Raw genomic sequence first — 22,623 nt, forward strand, 5'->3', positions numbered from 1 at the left:
ACAGCCATGATATATGATATATTCAGGATGATAGAATTCGATGGGATAGTGATTTTTATGTTCATTATACTTTCCCTCATGCGCATTTATTCAGATAATATGCCTGTGAAAAAGGCTGTCGCCTATATTTCTGTAAGTATGGCTCTTTATTTTATTCTGCAATATGGCACGTATGCCCTTCCTTTTTTTTCTCAGCCTCACCATTACTGGTACAACATGGTTTTGCTAATAGGAATCCCTATGATCACATCTGCGATTTTTCTAAAAGGGTATAATATCGGAAAATTTTTGTATACACTTTTCTTTGTAGCATTCATCCAGCTGTATAAGGTTGTCTGGGGTGCCTTGTATTCTGCAGAAAATTCAATGTCACGCGGACAATATGAATTCTTTGATATTCTTTCATTCCTTCTTCTTATTGTTCTTCTATATGCATTTTATATTAACCTTAGAAAGTCAATTCCACAGGTTAGTAGCCGTATAATCAGGCAGGTACTGCTGCTTACATATTTTCCTATAAGCCTGTTATTGTACTATGCGATTGATCTTTTGGATATACCGGCATTCGACGAGTACAGAGACTCCATCATGGCACTTATCATCCTGCCTGCGCTCCCTATTCTATATAGCCTCTTTGCTACGACTATTTACTCCTATGAGGAGCAGCGAAAGCTCGACCGTGCCCTGACAGAGACCAAGGCACAGGTTCACAGATACCGTTATTCGCTCGAAATCGATGAGCGTATTAAAAAAGAGCGCCACGAATTAAAGAACAACTATCTTTACATTCAGACGCTCCTTAATGAAAAGAAATATGATGAGCTTAACAAATATCTGACAGACTCTATTGGTGAAAAGCTCGATAATCTCTCAGATATCTCCACCGGCAACACAATGATAGACTACATAATTAATAGGAAAATTTCAGAGGCAAGAAAGCAGCATATAAAAATCTACACAGAGATCACGCTGCCGGCAAGCATTCTTGTGGATGATGAGAGCTTTTGTACTATATTCTTAAACCTTTTCAACAATGCGATGGAAGCCTGCCAGAAGGTTGAGTCTCCTGACATCCATATTTTATTAAAAGTTGTTCAGAACTATTTGTGCTGCGAGATTAAGAACAAAGCAGACCTTGATGAAATAAATTCAAACCCCGATCTTTCGACAACTAAAGAGGACAGTGAGAACCACGGACTTGGCCTTAAGATAGTACGTGAGACCGTAGAGAGTAGTGATGGTATCTTCCAGACTCTCGTTGAAGGAAACTATTTTGTAGGAAAATTTATGTTGCCTGTTACTATTTAGAAATTGATTTTTGCATTTCGTACCCTATTTTTGCATTTCGTACCAAAATCCTTGAAAAGAGATTTTTTCTGATATTGTTACTGTATCAAAAAGAAAAAGTTATTTGTCGAGGAGGTTAAAATGAGTACAAAGAAATTCACAAGAATATGGACTGTGATAATTGCAATTGTTGCAGTTCTTGCAATTGTGGCAACATTTGTGTTAACAGGACCATTGTACACGGTTATGAACATGTATTTTGGTAAGGGTGACGCAGTTGTCAAGACAAATCCTGAGGCCGCAGGCCTTGATGCGGATTATTATAAGGCTGAGCATGCTGACGCAGAGAGCCTTCTTGCAGCGAGCCAGGAACTTGCTGAGAGAGTAGAGAGTGAGGGCATTGTTCTTTTCAAGAATGAGAATAATACTCTTCCTCTTACAGAAAATGAGACAAAGATTTCAATGTTTGGACGCACATCTGTAGATCCAATCTATACAGGAGCAGGAAGTGCAGCTACAGAAAGTAAGCCGGTTGATTACAAGACAGCAATGGAAGCAAACGGTTTTTCTGTAAACGGCGACCTGTATGACTTCTACGCAAATCACGAAATTTCAACCAAGACTATCAAGACAACAATGCAGACAGGTATGGGACCTCAGGATGTTGAGTACACCGGAAGAGGTTTCATCTCAGCAATGGGAGCTGCAATGTTTACAGGTGACATCATCGCTGAGGTACCTGCTGCTGATTATCCTCAGTCACTCGAGAGCAGCTATGCACAGTACGGTGATGCGGCTGTTGTTATTATCGGAAGAGTAGGTGGCGAGGGCTGCGATCTTCCCACAGACATGAGCGAATTTGCAACAACCGCTGAGGATAAGAACAAGACATACCTTGAGCTCGACAGCAGAGAAATTGATATGCTGAAGCTTGTAAAAGCTCAGAAGGATGCCGGAAATATAAAGAAAATCGTAGTTGTACTTAACACAGCAAACGCACTTGAGGTTGACTTCTTAAACGATGCTTCTTATGGTATCGATGCTGCAATCTGGGTTGGCTGCATAGGGGACCAGGGTGCAAACGCTGTAGCAAAGGCACTTAACGGTACAGTTAATCCTTCAGGAAGAACAGTTGATACTTATGTTAGCGACCTTACAAAGGATCCTTCATATGTAAACTTTGATGATACCTACTATTCAAATGTCGATGGTTCAATCGGCGGTTATGAATCAGGATGCTTCAATGAATATGAGGAAGGCATCTATGTGGGATACAGATATTATGAGACAGCAGCTGCAGAGGCTATGGAAGGCAATTATGCAGGCTTTGATTATGACAGCGCTGTAGTTTATCCTTTCGGTTACGGTCTTTCTTACACAACCTTTGATAAGGAGTTTGATGGTACACCTTCTTATAACGACGGAACCTATACATTTAATGTTAAGGTTACAAACACTGGCGATGTGGCCGGTAAAGATGTAGTAGAAATCTATGCAGAGGCACCTTACACAAAGGGCGGTATCGAGAAGAGCAAGGTTGTTCTTGCAGGTTTTGCAAAGACAGGTGAGATTGTACCCGGCGCTTCAGAGAATGTAACAATTACAATTGATTCCGATGAGCTTGCTTCCTATGATTACAAGACAAACAAGTGCTATGTACTTGATGCAGGCAGTTACGGATTTTACTTAAGTGACAACTCACACAGCTGGGCTTCTATAGACAAAGCTGATGCCGGAAAATATTTCGAAAATGAGCTTTCAGGCGAAATCTTTAACGGTGAGAACAAGAGAAATTCAGATATTGTAACTGCAACAAACCAGTTTGATGAAGTATCAGCTGAATTCGTGGATGTTAAGACAGATGGAAAGCCGCTTAACTTCAGCAGAAGTGATTTTGCAGGCACTTTCCCTACAGCACCCACAGATGCTGATATCGCAGCTGAGGATTATATAAAGACAGCACTTGAGACAGTTTTTGATGAAAATACAGATGCAAAGACAGGTAATGTAGAAGGCAGCCTTGTTTACACAGATAAGATGCCTGTGACAAATGCAGAGAATGGAGTTCAGCTCATAAACGTAAGAGGTCTTGCTTATGATGATCCTGCATGGGATCTTCTTCTTGACGAGCTTGATGTCGAAAGCGTAGCAAATATGCTTGCAAACGCAGGATACAATACAGCTGAGATCCTAAGCATTGGCAAGCCTGCAACACTTGATTATGACGGACCTATGGGCTGGTCAACATGGGTATCAGCAAATGGAGCAGATGCTATCTGCATTGGATTCCCTGCAGAGGAAATGCTTGCGGCAACCTGGAATGTAGAGCTTGCAAAAGAGCTTGGTGAGATGGTCGGAGAGCAGGGACTTTACAACGGATTCAACGGCTGGTATGCACCTGCTATGAATACACACAGAAATGCTTTTGCAGGACGTAACTACGAGTACTATTCAGAGGATGGCCTCCTTGCAGGTAAGATTGCAGCTAACGAAATCAGCGGAACAATGAAGTATGGTGTTTACACCTACATCAAGCATTTTGCAGTAAATGACAAGGAAGATGGAAGAAACGGTATTGCAACATGGCTTAACGAACAGGCACTCAGGGAAATTTATCTTCGTCCCTTCGAGCTTGCAGTTAAGGAAGCAAAAGCTGACGTAAACTATTATGACGAGAACAGTCAGCTTCAGACAGCTACGATCAATGCTACAACAGCAATAATGAGTGCATACAACAGAATCGGTACTGTATGGGCAGGCGGTCAGTATGGTCTGCAGACACAGATACTTCGAAATGAATGGGGCTTTAAGGGTGCTGTTGAGTCTGACTACTTCGGAGGCTCAGCATATATGGATCCCGATTTAGGTCTCAGAGCAGGTAACGACCTGATGCTCAACACTTTTGCGGACGGCAAGCTCACAGACCAGAGCTCTGCAACAGGTGTAAATGCAATGAGAAATGCAGCTCATAATGTTTTGTATATGGTAGCCAACTCAAATGCTATGCAGGGTATCGTTTCAGGATCAACCGTATCCTATAAGATGGCAGGCTGGCAGAAGGCACTCCTTGCAGGCGACATAGTAGCAGCACTTATAATCATCTGCGGAATTACTCTTATCGTTAAGAAGAAAAAGAGCGCAAACTAAAGTTCCTCATGGCGGAGGTATGAGTTTAATCATGAAGTATTCAGAAATAGTAGGCAAGATGACAATAGAAGAAAAAGCAGCATTCCTCAGCGGAAAAGGCGAGTGGGAGACCAGGGACAATAAACGGCTTGGGATTCCTTCCATCTTCTGCTCGGACGGACCTCACGGTGTAAGGAAGCAGGCAGGCGCAGGAGATCATTTGGGACTAAATGAGTCCCTTCCTGCGACCTGTTTCCCTACAGCTGCTACGGTAGCAAACAGCTGGGATACTGAGCTTGGTGAGACAATGGGACAGGCTCTTGGAGAAGAGGCAATGGCACTCGGAGTTAATGTCCTGCTCGGTCCCGGCCTCAATATAAAAAGAAGCCCTCTGTGTGGCCGTAACTTTGAGTACTTTTCCGAAGACCCTTACCTTGCCGGAAAAATGGCGGCATCCTATGTAAGGGGTATACAGTCAAAAGGAGTCTATGCCTGTCCTAAGCACTTTGCAGTGAACTCACAGGAACTTAGAAGGATGGCAATGAATGCCGTTGTGGATGAAAGAACGCTTCGCGAGATATATCTAACTGGCTTTGAGATAGCTGTGAAGGAGGGCGGCGCTAAAACAATAATGTCAGCTTACAACGAGGTGAACGGCACCTACGCTAATGAAAACAAACACCTCTTAAAAGACATCCTCCGAAATGAGTGGGGGTTTGAAGGTATCGTAATTACTGACTGGGGCGCATCAAATGACCATGCCCTCGGAGTTGCCGCAGGCTCCAATCTTGAGATGCCAAATCCCGGACTTGGTTCTGCAAGAGAATTGATAGAGGCTGTTCGCTCAGGAAAGATATCCGAACAGGATGTCAATGACAGAGTAGATGAACTATTGGATGTAGTCATGACATTATATGTCAATGCGCAAAATAAGCCGGATACCTTCGATAAGGATGTTCATCATGAAATTGCAAGAAGAGCTTCAGCTGAGAGCTCAGTACTTTTGAAAAACGAGAATAAGATCCTGCCTCTTAAGAGGGGCGCAAGAGTTGCCATAATCGGTGATTTTGCTTTTACACCCAGATATCAGGGCGCAGGCTCCTCGCTTGTTAACGTGACAAAACTGGAGACTATTTCCAATATTATAGAGAACTATGATCTTCAGGTTGTTGGCATGAGTCATGGCTACAACAGGAACGGCGAAGAGGATGCAGCTATGAAGAAGGAGGCAATTGACCTTGCTTCCAAGGCAGATGTTGTACTTTATTTCTTTGGCCTTAATGAAGACAGCGAGTCTGAGGGAATGGATAGGAGCCATATGAGGATTCCGCAGAACCAGATAACGCTTCTTCAAGAGCTTGGACAGGCTAATCCAAATCTTGTTGGGGTGATAAGTGCCGGATCTGCAATTGAGATGCCCTGGCACCACTATTTTAAGGCACTGCTTCATTGCTATTTAAATGGACAAGCCGGTGCCGGTGCGGCGCTCGATATCCTTACAGGCAAAATCAATCCTTCAGGAAAGCTCAATGAGACAATACCCAGAAGGCTTGAGGATACTCCTTGTTACAGATATTATCCAAGTAGCGAGAGAAATTCAGAGTATCGCGAGGGAATCTATGTGGGCTACAGATATTATGAAAAGGCAGGAGTGCCGGTGCTGTATCCTTTTGGTTTTGGTCTTTCCTATACTGATTATTCATACAGCGATCTTGAAATAATAAAGGATAAGGGGATTCGTGTCACGATCAAGAATGAAGGTAGCTTTGATGGCGCAGAGGTTGTTCAACTCTATGTCGGCCTTCCCGGAGCAAAGGTATTCAGGGCTGAAAAGGAACTCAAGGGCTTTAAGAAGGTATTTCTTAAAGCCGGAGAAAGCAAGACTGTTGAGATTCCTTTCGATGACAAGACCTTCCGCTATTTTAATGTAAAAACTAATAAGTGGGAGATTGAAGAGGGTGACTATGAGATAAAAGTCGGAGCTAGCAGCGCTGATATAAGGATATGCGCATCCTGCCATGTAGTCGGAACAACATCTCAACTTCCTTATAATGAAACAGAATTAAAATCCTATTATTCCGGGAAGATTGAAAATGTGTCAGATGCTGAATTCGAGGAAATTTTAGGACGAGTAATCCCTGATGGGAAATGGAGTGGCCTTCTTTCAGAAAACGATGCTATTTGCCAGATGTATTATGCAAAGAGTGGTCTTGCAAGATTTGTATACAAAAGACTAACGGCCATGAAGAAAAAGGCCGATGAAAGCGGAAAACCTGATCTAAACACACTATTCATATATAACATGCCATTCAGGGCTATGGCGAAGATGACAGGGGGAGCTGTTAACATGGAAATGGTTCATGGAATTGTTAAGATGGTGAACGGACATTTCTTTGGAGGCCTTTTCCATGTCATAAAATGGTATTTTAAGAATAGTCGGGAGAATAAAGCTTACGAGAAAAAGCTCGGCTAAATAAAAGAGGTGACATAAATCATGACAGGTATAGTTAATATATGGGAGGCCTTTGTCAAAAGACATCCTGCAGCAGCAAAATGGATACGTGAGGGCGGACTGTTCGTGATCGTCTCCAATCTTATAACCATATTTAAATATATTATGCTGCAGTTTCTCCCCGCAGTTTTCAGAGGTCTTCCTATGGTTGACTTTGGATGGCCGGGAAAAGAGATCACACTTTTTGGCGAATCATTCAAGTGGAATATCATAGGATACGATGTGGCGCATGGAGGACTTCCTTATTTCTGCGCATATATGGTAGCGATGTTCATAGGAGAATGCATAAACTTTCCAATTCAGCGAAACTTTGTTTTTAGAAGCAAGGGAAATATATTGTACCAGATAATGTGGTATTTCCTTGCATTTTGTCTCATCACATGCATAGTTAACTCCATTAACTGCATCTGGGTAGCAGTTGCCGGCAAGTTCGTTCCGGATTTTGTCTATAATATCGGAACCACAATACTAAATGGAGGCGTCAGCATGCTGATATTCTTCTTCGTAAACAAGGTTATTTTTCCGGAGGCTGTAAACAAATAAAAATGAATACGGAATAAGAATCAAAAGTTGCCTGCTGCCAGTAGAAAATACTGTGCGAAGGCAATTTTTTTGCTATAGTAGAGCTATGTTTGTTGTATATATGCTTGTTCGCGGAATGCTGGATATAGTTGGTATAGAGGAGGTATCTGGGATATGATAACTGTTAATCTTTATTACAAGGGAACAAATGGTAATATCTAAGGATACTGCAGTTGGGACGACATTTTCAGGGAGAATAATAGCCGCATGAAGAAGGTAAGAATCACTGTTAAAAAGATAGCTCGATATGAAGATCTAATGGCAAAGTATGAAAACCCTATAGAACATGCTTGCTCAATGAAGCTTGCTCAGACTTTTGTCTGCAATGGATGGGAAAGACCGGAAGGATTCTGTGAGAGTGCATGGGAAACTGTGTCGCCATTTGTAATGACACTGGCTCATGGTGGTGAGAATTTCTATGATGGTTGGATGAAAAATCCAAGATCGGCAATGATTTCTTGTAACGATGGATTCAGACCTGTAAGTTTTTTGTTGGAAACAATGGATGAGGATAGTGATTGAGGAAGTGCTTATGGAAGACTATTCTTTTGATGGAATATTGATATAAAGTATATGATGAAAATGGACTAAGCAAAAAAGGAGGTATTAGTGATGGAATTTATGGATGTTGTAAAAAACCGTTATTCATGCAAAAAGTATGATACCAGGAAAGTAGACAGGGCAAGGCTTAATTCAATTCTTGAAGCAGGGCGCCTTGCACCTACTGCAAAGAATCTTCAGGAGCAGCATGTGTATGTTATTGAGTCCGAGGAAAATCTTGCAAAGATAGATAAGGCTACTCCCTGCCGTTACGGTGCACCGACTGTACTTGTTGTGGCTTTTGATAAAAATAATGTATTCACTTATCCCGGAGGAAAAAGAGATTCGGGTGTTGAGGATGCTTCCATAGTAGCAACGCATCTGATGCTTGCTGCGGCAAATGAAGGAGTGGACAGCTGCTGGCTCAATTTCTTTGATCCTGATGCGCTTGCAAAGGATCTGGGACTTCCTGAAAATGAGGAGATTCTCATGCTTCTTGATCTTGGCTATGCAGCAGAGGGGGCAGGCCCGCTTGATAACCATAACAGCAGGAAAGAGCTGTCTGAAACCGTAAGTTATATGTGATTAAAGGAGGACATTTCATTCCGATTTTTTACGAGACAAGTTTAGTGACGGACTTTATGATCAAAGAAAATCCCACAAAGTTGTTCTTTATAGGACCATGAAAAATTGTCTGAAAAAAGTCCTTTTGACAGTATTATTTACTGTTAAAAGGACTTTTTTCTGTTATAGTAAAAATATGTTTTTGTTGGAGGAAGTAGATGGGTGATATAAGATATGTCGAAACAGGTAATAAGAATACTGTCTGTTTAAAGCACATTTCGGAAGTCTTTTTATATGAATATTATGTTCTTGGTGACAAAGAATATGAAATTTCAAAAGAAGATACACTGATGCTGCATAAAGAGAAGGCGAGAGAATTGTTGTCCTTAGGAGATTATTCCAAGTCTCAGCAGGAATGGATAAGCGCTCATTTTGAGAATCCTGTGGATATGGAAGCTATTCTTGGCATAATACAATGCTGCAAGCAGCTGGGAGATATCGAAGGGGAGTATTCATATACATCTGATTCCTATAATTACTGCTGCACCAGGGCAGAAATGGCTGCATATTACAGAAATCTTGGCTGGTATTATCTTGAGAAGTATATGCCGGATGTAGCTGCAGCTTGTTACATGTATAGTCAGTACTTTGAAAAAACCAAACAGGCAGATTTTGAGATAGCTTTTCTTGAGAAGGCAGTCGGAAAGAAGGCTGGGGATAAGAGCCTTAAAGGAATACAACAGATTCTTAAGGATAATAAGATTCCAATCGAAGCTAATCCAATTACGCTTGCACTGCTTTACAAAGCTGCAGAAGAAGCAATGAGCCTTGGAAGGGATGACCAGGCAATTGATTGTTACAGGATGGTTTATGATCTGACGGAAGATGAAGAGGTTGGAAAAATCATAAATAATGCAGTGAAAAGGTGATGACGATGTTTGCTATTTTTAATCCGGGCAGACAGGTATAGATATGGAGGTAACACGTTGATACAGATATTTGGTACAAAAAAGTGTAATGATACAAAGAAAGCAGAGCGATTTTTCAAGGAGCGTGGCATAAAGTTCCAGTTTGTTGATATGAAAGAAAAAGGCATGAGTAAGGGCGAACTCACATCAGTTGCAAGTGCCAATGGAGGTATCATGAACATGGTGAATCCTGATGCGAAGGATAAGGACGCTGTAGCTCTTTTGCAATATATCGCGGACGAAGACAAGCTGGAGAAACTTCTTGAAAATCAGCAGATCATAAAGACACCCATTGTAAGAAATGGAAGGCAGTCTACACTCGGGTATCAGCCTGATGTGTGGAAGAAGTGGGAGCTATAATCTGACGCGCCTAAACATAAAGATGAAATTTCAGACATCTGATATTAACGTGATAAAACCAGAGTATTGTTGATACAAGGAGAGCTGATTGTGGATAAAATATGGGAAGAAATGTATGACGCAGCAAAGGCTGTGCTTAAACCCGTAACAATTTCTGATTATGTGTCTGCCGGGGAAGTATCTGCTGCGGTGAGATCAAAGTCAGGGAATATTTATACAGGGGTATGTATTGATACATGTTCTACTTTGGGAATCTGTGCAGAGAGGAACGCAATCTTTAATATGATTACCAATGGAGATTATGAAATCGACAGGGTTCTTTGCATTCCTCCGAATGAAGGAAAAGGTGCTCCTTGTGGTGCATGCAGAGAATTGATGACTCAGCTCATGCCAGGAAAATATAAAGATATAGATATAATGATTGATTACGCTGCTGACCGTGTGATGAAACTTGGTGATCTGACACCTGAATGGTGGATTGAATAATTAAATATATTTGATGAGGATATTATGATAATACTTATTACAGGAGCATCCCATACAGGAAAAACCGTACTGGCACAGAGATTGCTTGAAAAATACAAGTACCCATATCTTTCTATAGACCATCTCAAGATGGGGCTGATCAGAAGTGGAAATACTAATCTGACTCCTGAAGATGATGATGAGCTAACGGATTATCTTTGGCCTATAGTTTGTGAAATGATCAAAACTGCCATTGAGAACAAACAGCATATGATCGTTGAAGGGTGTTATGTTTCGCCTGAATGGAAAAATAATTTTACCGAGGAATATCTCCGGAACATAAGGTTTATCTGTCTGGCAATGACCGAGGATTATATAGAAGAGCATTTCGATGATATCATCAGGTATGAATCGGAAGTGGAGTCCAGGATAGTGGAAGCAGACTGTTCAATCGAAAACCTTAAGCAGTGCAACAGATGGTTTATAGATGCTTTTAGTGCTGCCGGAGATAAAATTACCTTGATAAAGGATGACTATGAAAAAACTTTGATGGAAGAATTTTTGCAAAATGCACGAGGAGGATGCATATGATTAAAAGAGATGAAGCATTCGAATTATTGAAAAAATATAACAAGGATCCATTTCATATCCAGCATGCACTGACTGTAGAAGCAGTTATGAAGTGGTATGCAAAAGAACTTGGGTATACCGACGAGGCTGATTATTGGGGGATAGTTGGACTCCTTCACGATATTGATTTTGAGCTATATCCTGAGGAACATTGCTTAAAAGCTCCCGAATTATTAAGAGATGGCGGTGTCAGCGAGGACATTATTCATGCAGTTTGTTCTCATGGCTATGGAATCACGGTGGGATGCGGTGTGACCATAGATGTTGAACCCGTTCACGAGATGGAGAAAGTCCTTTTTGCAGCGGATGAGTTGACAGGTCTTGTATGGGCTGCAGCTCTCATGAGACCTTCAAAGAGCACAAAGGATATGGAGCTAAAGTCCCTTAAGAAAAAGTATAAGAGCAAAGGCTTTGCTGCTGGTTGCTCAAGGGAAGTGATTGAGCGCGGAGCAGATCAGCTTGGCTGGGAACTCGATAAACTTCTTGAAATGACACTTAAAGCAATGGCTGAAAGCGAAGACCTTATCAATGCGGAAATGGCATCAGTAGCCTAAAGTGGAAAAATCCATTCTTTTAGTTGGCATTAGCGCTTTAAATTGCTAAAATATTAAGGTATGTGGGGGAACGAAAAAAGTATTGGAGGATAGCAAATGTTAGAAGACAGCTTAACAGGACAAAAAGGCCTCTTCGAAACAGGGGTACAGACAGTCCTAAGGGGACAGGAAAACAGGTACAGACGTATCGTAATCCAGAACGGAAATCTTACAGTCAATGCAAGATCCGAGGAGAGCGGAATCTGTGCCAGAGTGTATTGCAGAGGAGCCTATGGCTTTGCATCTACCTCAGAATATTCTGCTGATGCTGCGGCAAAGACCATCAAGGCAGCAACAGAGAATGCTAAATATCTTGATAAGTTTAATACAGAGAAGAAGAATATCTACCCTGCGCTTGCAGGTTCCTGGATAACATCTCCCAGAATGATAATTGATTATGAGCAGAAAAAGATCGTGGATATCTGCAAGGAAATCGATGCACATATTGAGAAGAATTACACAGATCTTCTTTCCAGAACAGTTTCTTATGATGAGACAACAATGGAGAAGATTATTGTTACTTCAGATGCAGCCGATGGTCACGTTGCGTATCCTAGATGCAGAATTCTTGTTGAACTCAGTATGACATCAAAGGACGGACAGCCCGTTGAGCTGTTTAAGCTGTTCTTTGGCTGTGGTCATGCAGGGGAGTATTTTGCTGACCTTAATCCTATTTTCGAGGGAATTGAGGAGCTTTATAAGAATGTAAAAGAGAAGGCAAACGGCGTTTATGCTGAGGCAGGTCTTAAGACCGTAATCCTTCATCCTGATGTTGCCGGTATGATCGCACACGAAGCTGTTGGTCATACTGTTGAGGCTGACCTTGTTCAGGGCGGTTCCGTTGCTGGCCCTAATCTTGGAAAACAGGTTGCATCAGAGCTCGTTAGCATCGTTGACTTTGCCCATACTGCTCTTGGAGAAGAGGCACCCTTCCCGGTTTATCTCGATGATGAGGGTGTTGTGGCTAAGGATGCGGTTCTTGTTGAGAACGGAATTCTTAAGGATTTCATGCATGACAGAGAAAGTGCTCTTCTTTTTGGCAAAGAACCCTGCGGTAATGCCAGAGGCTTTACATTCTCAGATGAGCCTCTTATCCGTATGAGAAATACTGCGGTCCTTCCCGGCAAGGACAAGCTTGAGGATATGATCGCATCTGTAGATGACGGTTATTATCTTGTGGCGACAGGCAACGGACAGGCTGACCTTACAGGTGAGTTTATGTTTGGTATTACCTGCGGATATGAGATCAAGAATGGTAAGATTGGAAAAGCAATTCTGGATACAACTGTTTCAGGTATTGCTTTTGATATGCTTAAAACTGTAGATATGGTATCTGACTCCGTAATCTGGTGGCCCGGAAACTGTGGCAAGAAACAGATGATGCCGGTTTCAACAGGCGGCCCTGCAATTAAGTGCAAAATAACGATCGGAGGTAGATAAATGGCTAACTTACAGGAAGTATCAGAAATAATTTCTGAGTATATAAAGACAAAAGGCGAAATTAAGGCAGACTTCACTATCTCTGAGACAGAGACTAATGAGATCACAATGAAGGATGGAAAGTTTACACTTTTCAGAACTCTCTTTGACAATGATATAGCTATAAAGGTTATAAAGGATCACAAGAAGGCAGCTACCAGCATAAATAAGTGCGATAAGGAATCTGTGGAAAAAGCAATTGACGAGGTTATCGCATCTGCTGAAGCAGGAAATCCGGATGAGTGTTTCGATATTGCACCGGGACTTGAGCCTGCAAAGTTTTCCATGGGAGCACTTACTCCTGACATCGAGAAGCTTATGGAGAGAACCAAGGAGCTTGCTGATGATATTGCCACAAGGCATAAGAACGTTATGATCATCGAGATGTTCGCTAAGTATGTTAAAAGTCATTCATTTTTTATGAATACGAATGGAACAAAGGATGAGTCAGAAGCCGGCTGCTATATAATCGTAGTTGAGTTTGCAGGTAATGACGGCAAGTCATCAACGGGTGTTGCAGTTACTGCGGTTACCTTTGACAATCTCGATGATAGACTGATTAACCTGGGTAATATTGAGAAGGATCTGACAGATGCCGAGAATTCTCTCAATCCCATCAGGATAAATGATAAGTTTGTGGGTGATATCATTCTTACACCTGCCTGCGCAGCTCAGATGATCGGAGGAGTTATCGCCAACGCTGTTGTTGATCATACTCTTATCACCAAGACCAGTCTGTGGATGGATAAGCTTGGAGAGCAGGTGGCATCACCGCTTCTTACAGTCAGATCCAATCCTTCTGATGAAAGGATTATTCTCCGTGAGGTTCACACCGCTGATGGTTTCAGATCCGAGGATTATGACCTTATTGAAAATGGTGTGCTTAAGAGTTTTGCGGTTAGCTTATATGCTGCAAATAAGTGCGGAGTGAAGCGTGCACCGAATTCATCCTTTGATTTTATTGTTGATGCCGGAGATACACCCTATGAGGATATGGTTAAGGGCGTTAAGAGAGGTCTCATAGTCGGATCTGTTTCTGCAGGACAGCCTGGTGCAAATGGCGAGATGTCAGGTGTAGCCAAGCAGGCATTCTATGTTGAAAATGGTGAGATAAAGGGTGCTGTAATAGAGACTATGATCAGTGGCAACCTTTTCGATATGTTAAAGAATATCAAGGCTGTATCCAAAGAACTTCTCTGTGATGGAAGCATGGTAATGCCAAGCATGCTCGTTGAAAATGTTATAATACAGGGTAACTGATGCAAATATAACTGTTACTTTCACTTTTTGGTGGAATGTGGCACTAAGTGCCGGATGAGCTAACAAGACAGATGCCCCTGCAGCAAAATAGCTGCAGGGGATTTTTCTTCTTTTGCCAATTTGTAATGTCTATAGAGTATAATATTGCTAACAATGTGGTTTGAGGAGGTGCTTATGGCAGTTTACAGATGTAGAGCATGCGGTTACATTTTTGACGAGGAAAAGGAAGGTAAAAGCATACGTGATATTGATGTATGTCCAAGGTGCAAGCAGCCTGATGATATGTTTGTGCTTGTTGAAGCAGATGGTGATACTGATAAGGGGGCTGAAACATGAACAGTATAAAATATCATGTAGGAGATATAACAAAACTGAAGGTTGATGCGATCGTTAATGCCGCCAACAGCTCCCTTCTGGGCGGAGGCGGAGTGGATGGCGCGATACACAGAGCTGCAGGCCCGGGACTGCTAAATGAATGCAGAACGCTTAATGGCTGTAGAACCGGTGAGGCCAAGATCACGGGAGGCTTTAACCTTCCCGCAAAGCACGTCATTCATACTGTAGGACCGATATACAGTGGTAGTGTGACGGATGCCAGGGATCTGAGAAACTGTTACTGGAACAGTCTGGAAGTTGCCAGAGAAAATGACCTTCATAGCATAGCCTTTCCCGGAATATCAACAGGAGTTTATGGATATCCCAAGAAGGAAGCTGCAATGGTTGCCCTTACTGCAATTAAGGAATGGACTTCAACGAATCCCGGATATGAAATGGAAATTACTATCGTGAATTTTATGGAAGAGGACTATTTGATATATCAGAAGGTTGCAGCGGAATTGAGATGAATATAAACATAATGGCCTGGGCTTGTTTTTACCGAAAAATGGGGAGATGTGTGAGATGGTAAATGAAAAAGTTAAGAAATTTCTTGATGTAAAAGGATATGGTGACAGACTGACAGAGCATGCTGAGACAATAGATACCGTGGAACATGCTGCTCGGCAGATTGGATGTACGGAACCGGAGATTGCAAAGACTTTGTCTTTTGTGGTGGATGAAAAACCTGTGATCGTAGTTATGGCAGGAGATGGGAAGGTAAACAGTTCCAAATTCAAGTCAGTTTTCCATACAAAGCCACATATGATCCCGAGAGATCAGGTGGAGGATATAACAGGATTTCAGCCCGGGGGAGTCTGTCCATTTGCAGTGCCTGAAGGGATTCCGGTGTGGCTTGATGTGTCGATGAAAAGGTTTGAGTTTGTGCACCCTGCAGGTGGTAATGAATTCACATCTGTAAGAGTAAGACCGGAAGAACTTGAAAAGATTATTGATACTGAAGGCTGGTGTGATGTATGTAAGGGATGGGAATAGGAAAAGAAAGTAAGAGGTAATTATGGTAAAACACATTATTTTATGGACTTTGAAGGATGAATTGACAGCTGAGGAAAAGGATGAAATTAAAAAGGGCATTAAAGAAGGACTAGAGGGTCTTAAGGAAAAGGTTCCCGGAATTGTTGACATTAAAGTGAATATCAATGGTCTGGAATCATCAAATGCTGATCTGATGCTAGATTCAACATTTGAAAATGAGGAAGCTCTTAAGGGATACTCTGTACATCCGGAGCACGTAGCGGTAGCTGATACTAAGGTAAGACCATTTACAAAGATCAGAAGCTGTCTGGATTTTGAGGCGTAAACCAAGAAAAACCGGCGGTGCACTTTAAGTTTTTAAGGGGATTTATAAAAGTGATAAAAAAGCCATATATCTGATATAAAAATATCCTATAAGTATCGTACACTTTGGTACAAGATGTTCATTAACTTCGATGCCATATGGTAATCCGATTCAAAAGATGATAGGTTGGTTTCGGAAATATTAGATAGGGCAATCGGAAACGATGCTGTAATCTGTTGTTTACAGAGGAGGACAAGTATTATGACTATGAGTAAATTTATCAAGTTGGATCCCCGGCAGGTTAAGGATTTTGTAAGCGCAGCTTCAAAATGCGATTTTGACGTAGATATTTCATATAATCATCTGACAGTGGACGCTAAGTCACTCCTGGGTGTTTTTGGAATGAATTTCAAATTCCCGCTGAAGGTTAGTTACCGCGGATTCAACCAGGAATTTGAGAATTATCTGGCAGAGCATGCAGCTGCATAAGGACAAGTGAATAATGGACATGGTTTTCATGTTGTTTGGAGGGTACTGCCAGGTGTTAACAACCTGGCAGTTTTTTATGTTATGAAGATTTTTCTGCAAAAGCGATTTTCCAAAAGGTTTTCACCTCTCGATGGATTTAATATACAACTCAGACCTTAAACAAACCTAAAGAATTCATGTATAATAATCTGAAAACAGTAGTGTTTTCGAAAGGAGGCAGCATGGATAATCAGAATAAAAGAAATGATAATGAAAATAAGGGTAAGTCCGGGATTGAGTATGGTGCTATGGCGCTGTTGTCTGTGCTGGCTGTACCGGTGATACTGCTGGCAGGATTTTTACTGGATGATAAAAGAAAGAAGTGAAGGGACAGAATGAAGGACGAAATTATACCTGATGAAAAGAAGCTTGCACTGCTTGACCTGATCGACAAGGCTGGAAAGGGTAGCATAGATGCAGCAGAGCAGGTGGCAGAAGCATATTTTAATGGGAACTATGAGGATAAGCCGAACCTCGTGAAGGCAAAGAAATGGGCTTCATATGCCGCAAAGCACGGTAGTGAGAAGGCTGCGGAGATCCTGAAGGAGATATCGCTGTAATGGAAGAATAAGAAGGCTGTTTTTTTTGCATTGAAGGTATATTGTGCTGACCTGCAGATATAAAATGGTATTATAAGGAAACGTTAATGCATTTGTAGAAGATAAAGAGGCATGTGTTATGAGTGAAAAGAAACTTTATAAAAGTAATGATAGAAAAATCTGTGGCGTATGCGGAGGCATAGCTGAGTATTTTGGTGTTGATCCTACATGGGTACGTATTGGATGGGGAATAGCCGTATTCTTTACGGGATTTGGGATTCCTGCTTATATAATCGCAGCGCTGGTCATGGACGACAATCCAAGTTATTTAGAGGATAAGTCATATGATCATGACAGGGTGGTCGATACCACAGCGACATATAATAATGACGACCCTGTAGGTTATCAGCAGTCCCAGCAATATGAAACAGATGAACCTGTTGGATTTAACCCATATGATAACGTGAACAAATAAAAAACGCATGGAGGAGACAGACAGGATGAAAGACACAGTTCAGAAGAGATGTGAATTATTAGTTGAAAACCGGAATATTATTCATGAAGGGTTTAAGCTTGAGAACAGCTTATTGAAGGCTGTAGCCGGAGCTGCTTTTGCAGAAAAGGAAAAGACAGTGGATGTGGAGTATTTGAAGGAGTGCAGAAAGCTCTTAAGGGATAAGCAGGGGGCACTTTCATTTTTTCGTGGCAATAATGAGCTTATTGTATCAACAAGAATGGCACTTAGCAGTGATCCCGAAAAGTATATTGATGAGTTGGTAGAGGTATATAACAAGTTCCAGAAGGGCAAATTCTTTGGATCAACATACAGGGTACTTGCAGCCATGTCAATCTGTGATGTAGGCAAGTTTGCAGAGGCAGATGCCATCATTGAGAAAACTAATGCCATAATGACCGGAATGAAGAAAAATCATCCTTTCATTACTTCTGATGAGGATACCAGTTTTGCTGTGCTGCTTGCCATGACAGAAAAAAGTGTGGAAGACATTCTCACGGAGCTTGAAGATGCATATCAATACATAAAGAAGAGCTTTTCACTTCATGAGAATGCTGCGTATTCACTTACTCAGGTACTTACTATATATGATGGCAGGTATGAGGATAAGAGGGACAGGGCTCTTGAAATATATAATGCATTTAAAGCAGCAGGCTTGAAATACGGAAAAGAATATGAACTTGCGTCCCTGGGAACTCTGATTAACATCAATATGAGTGTTGAGGAGTTGATATCTGAGATAGCTGAAGCTTCAGAATTCTTCAATGGCAAAAAGGGATTTGGCATGTTAGATATGAGCAGGCAGACAAAGCTTATGCTTGGGGCCATGGTGGTATCCGGTGTATATTCAGAGGAGAATTCTGTCACAGATGCTTCAGTGACGAGCGGGGCACTTGCAATGATAATAGCAGAGCAGACAGCTATGCTTGTTGCGATAATGATTGCATCGACATCCGCAGCAACCGCATCTTCTTCACATTGAGAATAAGTAAAGAGTGATCGCGTCAAATATCATCTTTTTTCGCCAATGGTATAACAGGTACCCGGAGTTTAACTAAATTTTCGTAGTGTGCCCGGCTATAAAAAATTTTAAAATGATCATTGACTCTTCCCTTAGGGAACCCCTTAAGGTGGACATATAATCAAAAAGGAGGTTCTGGAAATGGAGAAGAAAATGACATCCGGAGAAATGGCTAAAAAGGCGGGAGTATCACAAAAGGCGATACGTCTTTATGATGAAAAGGGACTCCTTAAGCCGACAGAGTATTCTGAAGGTAATTATCGTTTGTATGATGATGCAGCACTGCAGATTCTTGAAAAGATCGTTGCTTTGAAGCAGATAGGATTTTCACTTGAAGAAATCCGTGACAACTTAAAGAGTGGAGAAGCAGGAGACATCAAAGGTGCACTGGAGATTCAGCTTCAGAAGATGGAGGAAAAGAAATATCAGCTTGAGAAGATCACAGATGCAATCAAAAGAACATTAGCCCGCAAGGAGAGTCTTGATTGGGATGATGTTGCAGGGATAGTGCAGTATGTCAGCGCTGACCAGTCGGCGGATGAGCGCCATTGGGATGCTTTGAAACATACAAGCGGAGAGATGGACTGGTATGTAAGAATTTTCCGGTCACTTGATCTTCAAGAGGAAAACAGAGTCCTGGATCTTGGATGCGGATATGCGAAGCTTTGGAGAAACAACTGGACTGATATTCCTAAGGGGACAAAGATATCCGGATACGATATTCATGGAAGCTGGGCTGATGACTTTGCAAAATTTATACCTGATAATATGGATAAATTGCCCGAGGGAGTGGAAATTAGCCTTGAATTTTCTGATCTCGAGGATGAGAAGACCTGGGAACAAATAGAAAGAACCGGTGTTTATGATGTGGTTGTAGCGCATTATCTTGATTCTGAGATAAAGAATATCGAAGCTTTGGTGGCTAGTGCAAGCAGGGCTGTGGCAGAGAATGGTTTTTTCTCCTTTAACGGCGGAAATGTGGCAAATTGGAACAATCTCTTTAAGGAAGTGCTTGAGGCAATCGGGGAAGATGTGTCCTTTATAGATGAAACAATAGCCATACAGACAGAGAAGAGAAATCAGTACATAGCCATGATGGAGAAGTATTTTGCGAGGGTGGAATCAGTTCTTTTGCCAAACTTCTGGCATTATACAGAGGCAAAAGAAATTGTGGCAAAGATGAAGGATTACTATAGTAATCAAGAGAAAATCATTACCGGCTGCGAGGATAAGCTACTTGCGTATTTCGAGGATAAGATTGAAAAAGACGGTGAGTTTGTACTTGAGGCCAGAAGCCAGTTCTGGCACTGCTACAAAAAGTAATGGTATAAAAAATAAAATAAGGGTGTTTCTTTGGAATGCGAGAGGCTTGAGCTGCAGATACTTGAAAAGCTTTCCGGTCAAGGGAAAAAGATTTTTGTTGATACTAATATATCGGTTGAAACGCTTTGGAAGATTTCTGATAAGAACCATGTTGCTATCATGCTTGCTGACCCGGAGATTTCGGTTAGGAGATTTTTTGAAAGGCCAGATAAAGAGAAACAGTTTTTATATCAGCTCCTTTTGGATGAAAATGATCCGGATGCTGCTATAGAAAACTTCAGACAATGCCTCAAGCTGATAAACTCAAAAGAGAGTTACGATAGATTTGCAAATAGCGGATTTAATGTGTTTGTTCGTGATGAAAACCGAAGCATAGAGGATACTATGAAACTGGTAGAAAAGAGCTTTGGTTATTGCAGTAAGACTGATTGTTGAGGGAGGCCATTATGCCTTTTCAGATTATCCGTAATGACATAACAAAAGTTGAAGCAGATGCCATAGTCAATACAGCAAACCCTAAGGTTACAATTGGTGATGGTGTTGACTATGCGATATATGAGGCAGCAGGCAGAGAAAAGCTTCTTGCTGAGAGGGAGAAGATAGGTGCTCTTGAACCGGGTGAAGTGGGAGTCACTCCTGCTTTTGACCTTAATGCCAAATATATTATTCATGTGAGCAGCCCCCGGTGGGTAGGCGGAGATGAAGGTGAGGCAGAACTTTTAAGGAAATGCTATGATGAATCGCTTTACATAGCGTATGAAAAGGGCTGTCGGTCCATAGCTTATCCACTTCTTGCTACAGGAACATATCAGTTTCCTAAGGATCTGGGAATAAAGATTGCGACGGATGCATTCAAGGCTTTTCTTGAAGATCATGAGATGGAAATAACACTCGTGGTATTTGGAAAAGAGACTTTTAGGATTTCAGGTGAACTCTTCGATGATGTTTGCAGTTTTATCAATCAGAGATATGTGGAGAATGCGGAGCATGATGAGTATACTCGGGACTGGAATGTTCAAGCACAGAGACTTTCATTGGAAGATGAGGATGAAGATTATTCCTGTGAAGAGTCATACGAGGAAGAAGACGAAGAATGTGAAATCCCGGAGGATTTTGATTATTCTTGTGAAGCAGATTTTGATGTAGAGTACCCTGATTCGGAAGATACTCTGTCTGAAGATTTTGAAGATGAAGAACCTTCTCCAAAGGAGTATGGGAACCCTAAGACATCGGCCGGTATTGACAGTATAAGAAAAATAAGAGGTATCTTTAAGAAATCAAAGGAAACCGGTGCTGCTAAAACATCTGCTCCTGCAGCGGCTGAATCTGCCCGGATGTTTACAGGTGCTGCTGTGCCTCCAAAGAGCTTGGAGGAAACTCTTAAGGGAATATATAAGGAATCTTTCGGTGAGCATCTTCAGAGGTTGATAAATAAGAAGGGACTTAAGGCTTCAGAAGTATATGCCGCAGCAAATATGTCCAAGCAGTATTTTTCCAAGCTTCTTAATGATAAGGTAAAACCTTCCAAAGAAAAGATGCTTGCACTTGCAGTGGGACTTCGGCTCAATATGGATGAAACCGTGGATTTTCTGAGGCTTGCCGGTTATGCGATGTCTCCGATATCACAGACGGATGCTGTTGTGGAGTACTTCATCCGAAAGCAGGAGTACAATGTTATGCAAATAGATGTTGTGCTTTATGAGTACGGACTTGATCCGATTTCAAAATATTCATAAATGGTCGCCTTCGGGTTGACCATTTTCTTTTTGTCGGAAGGTATTATTAGTTCATAAGAACAAGAGATGCAGGACGCAGTGCCTTTTTAGAAGTGGATGACGCGCGGACCATGACGAAAAAGCCTGAAGCTGGCAAAGTTAAAAACGGAGGCAAAAAGATTATGAGTAAGGGATTAACAGAAATCGTATATATATTGGACAGAAGCGGATCAATGTCAGGACTTGAGGCTGATACAATCGGAGGATTTAATTCCATGATGGATAAACAGAAGAAGACAGGCGGAAAAGCGCTGGTTTCAACAGTTCTTTTCGATGATGAGTGCGAGGTGCTTCATGATCGTGTTCCGATTGACAGGATAAAGAAGATGACTGATAAACAGTACTACGTGCGAGGATGCACAGCTCTTCTTGATGCGGTTGGCGGAGCCATTCATCATATAGCAACCATTCACAAGTATGCAAGGAAAGAGGACAGGCCGGAGAAGACTATTTTCATTATCACAACAGATGGAATGGAAAATGCCAGCAGAAAGTATTCCTACAGCAAGGTTAAGAAGATGATAAAGCATGAACAGGACAGATACGGATGGGAGTTTATTTTCATAGGTGCCAATATAGATGCTTATGCTGAGGCTGATCGCTTTGGAATCAGAAGAGACAGGACCGCAAATTATGTATGTGATGGTATGGGAACTGCGACAGTATATGCCGGTGTATCAAAGGCTGTAAGCGCGGTTATGATGGCAGATGAGGATTGTGATATGGATTGCTGTATCATGGAGAGCGGTTGGAATGATGAAATTGACAGGGATTATGAAAAGCGCGGAGCAGGAAAAGTAAGACGATAATTATAGAAGGGCGACTACAAAGTCCTGTGTAATGTTCCTAAAAGGATGTTAAAATAGTTATTATTGATATGGT

Annotated in this window: 26 protein-coding genes; all 26 read left to right on the forward strand. The window is 41.6% G+C overall.

Going from position 1 to position 22,623, the window contains the following annotated elements; genetic code table 11:
- Nucleotides 1-6: 6 nt before the first annotated feature.
- On the forward strand, nucleotides 7-1,308 hold the full coding sequence (locus BV60_RS0104425; protein WP_029319772.1) for a sensor histidine kinase: 1,302 nt from the start codon (nucleotides 7-9) through the stop codon (nucleotides 1,306-1,308).
- A gap of 120 nt (nucleotides 1,309-1,428) precedes the next feature.
- The gene (locus tag BV60_RS0104430; RefSeq protein ID WP_051656516.1) at nucleotides 1,429-4,434 is read left to right on the forward strand and encodes a glycoside hydrolase family 3 protein; all 3,006 of its coding nucleotides are present in this window, start codon (nucleotides 1,429-1,431) and stop codon (nucleotides 4,432-4,434) included.
- A 31-nt stretch (nucleotides 4,435-4,465) separates the two neighbouring features.
- Nucleotides 4,466-6,886 carry a glycoside hydrolase family 3 C-terminal domain-containing protein gene (locus tag BV60_RS0104435; RefSeq protein ID WP_029319775.1) on the forward strand — a complete coding sequence of 807 codons (2,421 nt, stop codon included), beginning with the start codon at nucleotides 4,466-4,468 and terminating at the stop codon, nucleotides 6,884-6,886.
- Between the two features lie 21 nt (nucleotides 6,887-6,907).
- Complete coding sequence (locus BV60_RS0104440; RefSeq protein ID WP_029319777.1) at nucleotides 6,908-7,468, forward strand: hypothetical protein; 561 nt, start codon at nucleotides 6,908-6,910, stop codon at nucleotides 7,466-7,468.
- A gap of 246 nt (nucleotides 7,469-7,714) precedes the next feature.
- Nucleotides 7,715-8,029, forward strand: coding sequence for a TIGR04076 family protein (locus tag BV60_RS0104445; RefSeq protein WP_029319779.1), 315 nt, complete (start codon nucleotides 7,715-7,717; stop codon nucleotides 8,027-8,029).
- Nucleotides 8,030-8,119: 90 nt separating this feature from the next.
- Nucleotides 8,120-8,632, forward strand: a complete 513-nt coding sequence (locus tag BV60_RS0104450) for a nitroreductase family protein (protein ID WP_029319781.1) — start codon at nucleotides 8,120-8,122, stop codon at nucleotides 8,630-8,632.
- 197 nt (nucleotides 8,633-8,829) lie between these two features.
- Complete coding sequence (locus BV60_RS0104455; RefSeq protein ID WP_029319783.1) at nucleotides 8,830-9,540, forward strand: hypothetical protein; 711 nt, start codon at nucleotides 8,830-8,832, stop codon at nucleotides 9,538-9,540.
- 57 nt (nucleotides 9,541-9,597) lie between these two features.
- Entirely contained in the window at nucleotides 9,598-9,939 is a 342-nt protein-coding gene (locus tag BV60_RS0104460) for an arsenate reductase family protein (RefSeq protein ID WP_029319786.1), read from the forward strand.
- Nucleotides 9,940-10,029: 90 nt separating this feature from the next.
- Entirely contained in the window at nucleotides 10,030-10,425 is a 396-nt protein-coding gene (locus tag BV60_RS0104465) for a cytidine deaminase family protein (RefSeq protein WP_029319788.1), read from the forward strand.
- Nucleotides 10,426-10,449: 24 nt separating this feature from the next.
- Entirely contained in the window at nucleotides 10,450-10,995 is a 546-nt protein-coding gene (locus tag BV60_RS0104470; RefSeq protein WP_051656517.1) for an AAA family ATPase, read from the forward strand.
- Nucleotides 10,986-11,588 carry a hydrolase gene (locus BV60_RS0104475; protein ID WP_029319791.1) on the forward strand — a complete coding sequence of 201 codons (603 nt, stop codon included), beginning with the start codon at nucleotides 10,986-10,988 and terminating at the stop codon, nucleotides 11,586-11,588. The genes BV60_RS0104470 and BV60_RS0104475 overlap by 10 nt, the downstream gene beginning before the upstream one ends.
- Nucleotides 11,589-11,684: 96 nt before the next feature.
- Nucleotides 11,685-13,067 carry a TldD/PmbA family protein gene (locus BV60_RS0104480; RefSeq protein WP_029319792.1) on the forward strand — a complete coding sequence of 461 codons (1,383 nt, stop codon included), beginning with the start codon at nucleotides 11,685-11,687 and terminating at the stop codon, nucleotides 13,065-13,067.
- On the forward strand, nucleotides 13,068-14,366 hold the full coding sequence (locus BV60_RS0104485; protein ID WP_029319793.1) for a TldD/PmbA family protein: 1,299 nt from the start codon (nucleotides 13,068-13,070) through the stop codon (nucleotides 14,364-14,366).
- Nucleotides 14,367-14,540: 174 nt separating this feature from the next.
- Nucleotides 14,541-14,702 (forward strand): hypothetical protein, encoded by a 162-nt coding sequence (locus BV60_RS23100; protein WP_156035975.1) that lies wholly within the window; start codon nucleotides 14,541-14,543, stop codon nucleotides 14,700-14,702.
- Entirely contained in the window at nucleotides 14,699-15,211 is a 513-nt protein-coding gene (locus tag BV60_RS0104495; protein WP_029319794.1) for an O-acetyl-ADP-ribose deacetylase, read from the forward strand. Before BV60_RS23100 ends, BV60_RS0104495 begins: the two co-directional genes overlap by 4 nt.
- Nucleotides 15,212-15,266: 55 nt before the next feature.
- Nucleotides 15,267-15,737 (forward strand): YbaK/EbsC family protein, encoded by a 471-nt coding sequence (locus tag BV60_RS0104500; protein ID WP_029319796.1) that lies wholly within the window; start codon nucleotides 15,267-15,269, stop codon nucleotides 15,735-15,737.
- A gap of 22 nt (nucleotides 15,738-15,759) precedes the next feature.
- Nucleotides 15,760-16,062, forward strand: a complete 303-nt coding sequence (locus BV60_RS0104505; RefSeq protein ID WP_029319798.1) for a Dabb family protein — start codon at nucleotides 15,760-15,762, stop codon at nucleotides 16,060-16,062.
- Nucleotides 16,063-16,302: 240 nt separating this feature from the next.
- Nucleotides 16,303-16,530 (forward strand): HPr family phosphocarrier protein, encoded by a 228-nt coding sequence (locus BV60_RS0104510; RefSeq protein ID WP_051656518.1) that lies wholly within the window; start codon nucleotides 16,303-16,305, stop codon nucleotides 16,528-16,530.
- A gap of 221 nt (nucleotides 16,531-16,751) precedes the next feature.
- On the forward strand, nucleotides 16,752-16,895 hold the full coding sequence (locus BV60_RS23105; protein WP_156035977.1) for a hypothetical protein: 144 nt from the start codon (nucleotides 16,752-16,754) through the stop codon (nucleotides 16,893-16,895).
- 9 nt (nucleotides 16,896-16,904) lie between these two features.
- Nucleotides 16,905-17,129: a hypothetical protein gene (locus tag BV60_RS0104520; protein WP_029319802.1), complete on the forward strand. Its 225-nt coding sequence runs from the start codon at nucleotides 16,905-16,907 to the stop codon at nucleotides 17,127-17,129.
- Nucleotides 17,130-17,247: 118 nt separating this feature from the next.
- On the forward strand, nucleotides 17,248-17,583 hold the full coding sequence (locus BV60_RS24170; RefSeq protein ID WP_035777073.1) for a PspC domain-containing protein: 336 nt from the start codon (nucleotides 17,248-17,250) through the stop codon (nucleotides 17,581-17,583).
- A 25-nt stretch (nucleotides 17,584-17,608) separates the two neighbouring features.
- Nucleotides 17,609-18,604 carry a DUF4003 family protein gene (locus tag BV60_RS0104530; RefSeq protein WP_029319806.1) on the forward strand — a complete coding sequence of 332 codons (996 nt, stop codon included), beginning with the start codon at nucleotides 17,609-17,611 and terminating at the stop codon, nucleotides 18,602-18,604.
- Between the two features lie 180 nt (nucleotides 18,605-18,784).
- Nucleotides 18,785-19,966 (forward strand): MerR family transcriptional regulator, encoded by a 1,182-nt coding sequence (locus BV60_RS0104535; protein ID WP_029319808.1) that lies wholly within the window; start codon nucleotides 18,785-18,787, stop codon nucleotides 19,964-19,966.
- Nucleotides 19,967-19,996: 30 nt separating this feature from the next.
- Nucleotides 19,997-20,401, forward strand: a complete 405-nt coding sequence (locus BV60_RS0104540) for a hypothetical protein (RefSeq protein ID WP_051656519.1) — start codon at nucleotides 19,997-19,999, stop codon at nucleotides 20,399-20,401.
- Nucleotides 20,402-20,412: 11 nt separating this feature from the next.
- The gene (locus tag BV60_RS23110; protein WP_029319812.1) at nucleotides 20,413-21,702 is read left to right on the forward strand and encodes a macro domain-containing protein; all 1,290 of its coding nucleotides are present in this window, start codon (nucleotides 20,413-20,415) and stop codon (nucleotides 21,700-21,702) included.
- A 161-nt stretch (nucleotides 21,703-21,863) separates the two neighbouring features.
- Entirely contained in the window at nucleotides 21,864-22,550 is a 687-nt protein-coding gene (locus BV60_RS20905; RefSeq protein ID WP_035777387.1) for a vWA domain-containing protein, read from the forward strand.
- Nucleotides 22,551-22,623 lie beyond the last annotated feature (73 nt).

Source organism: Butyrivibrio sp. AE3004 (genome assembly GCF_000703165.1).
Taxonomy (GTDB): domain Bacteria; phylum Bacillota; class Clostridia; order Lachnospirales; family Lachnospiraceae; genus Butyrivibrio.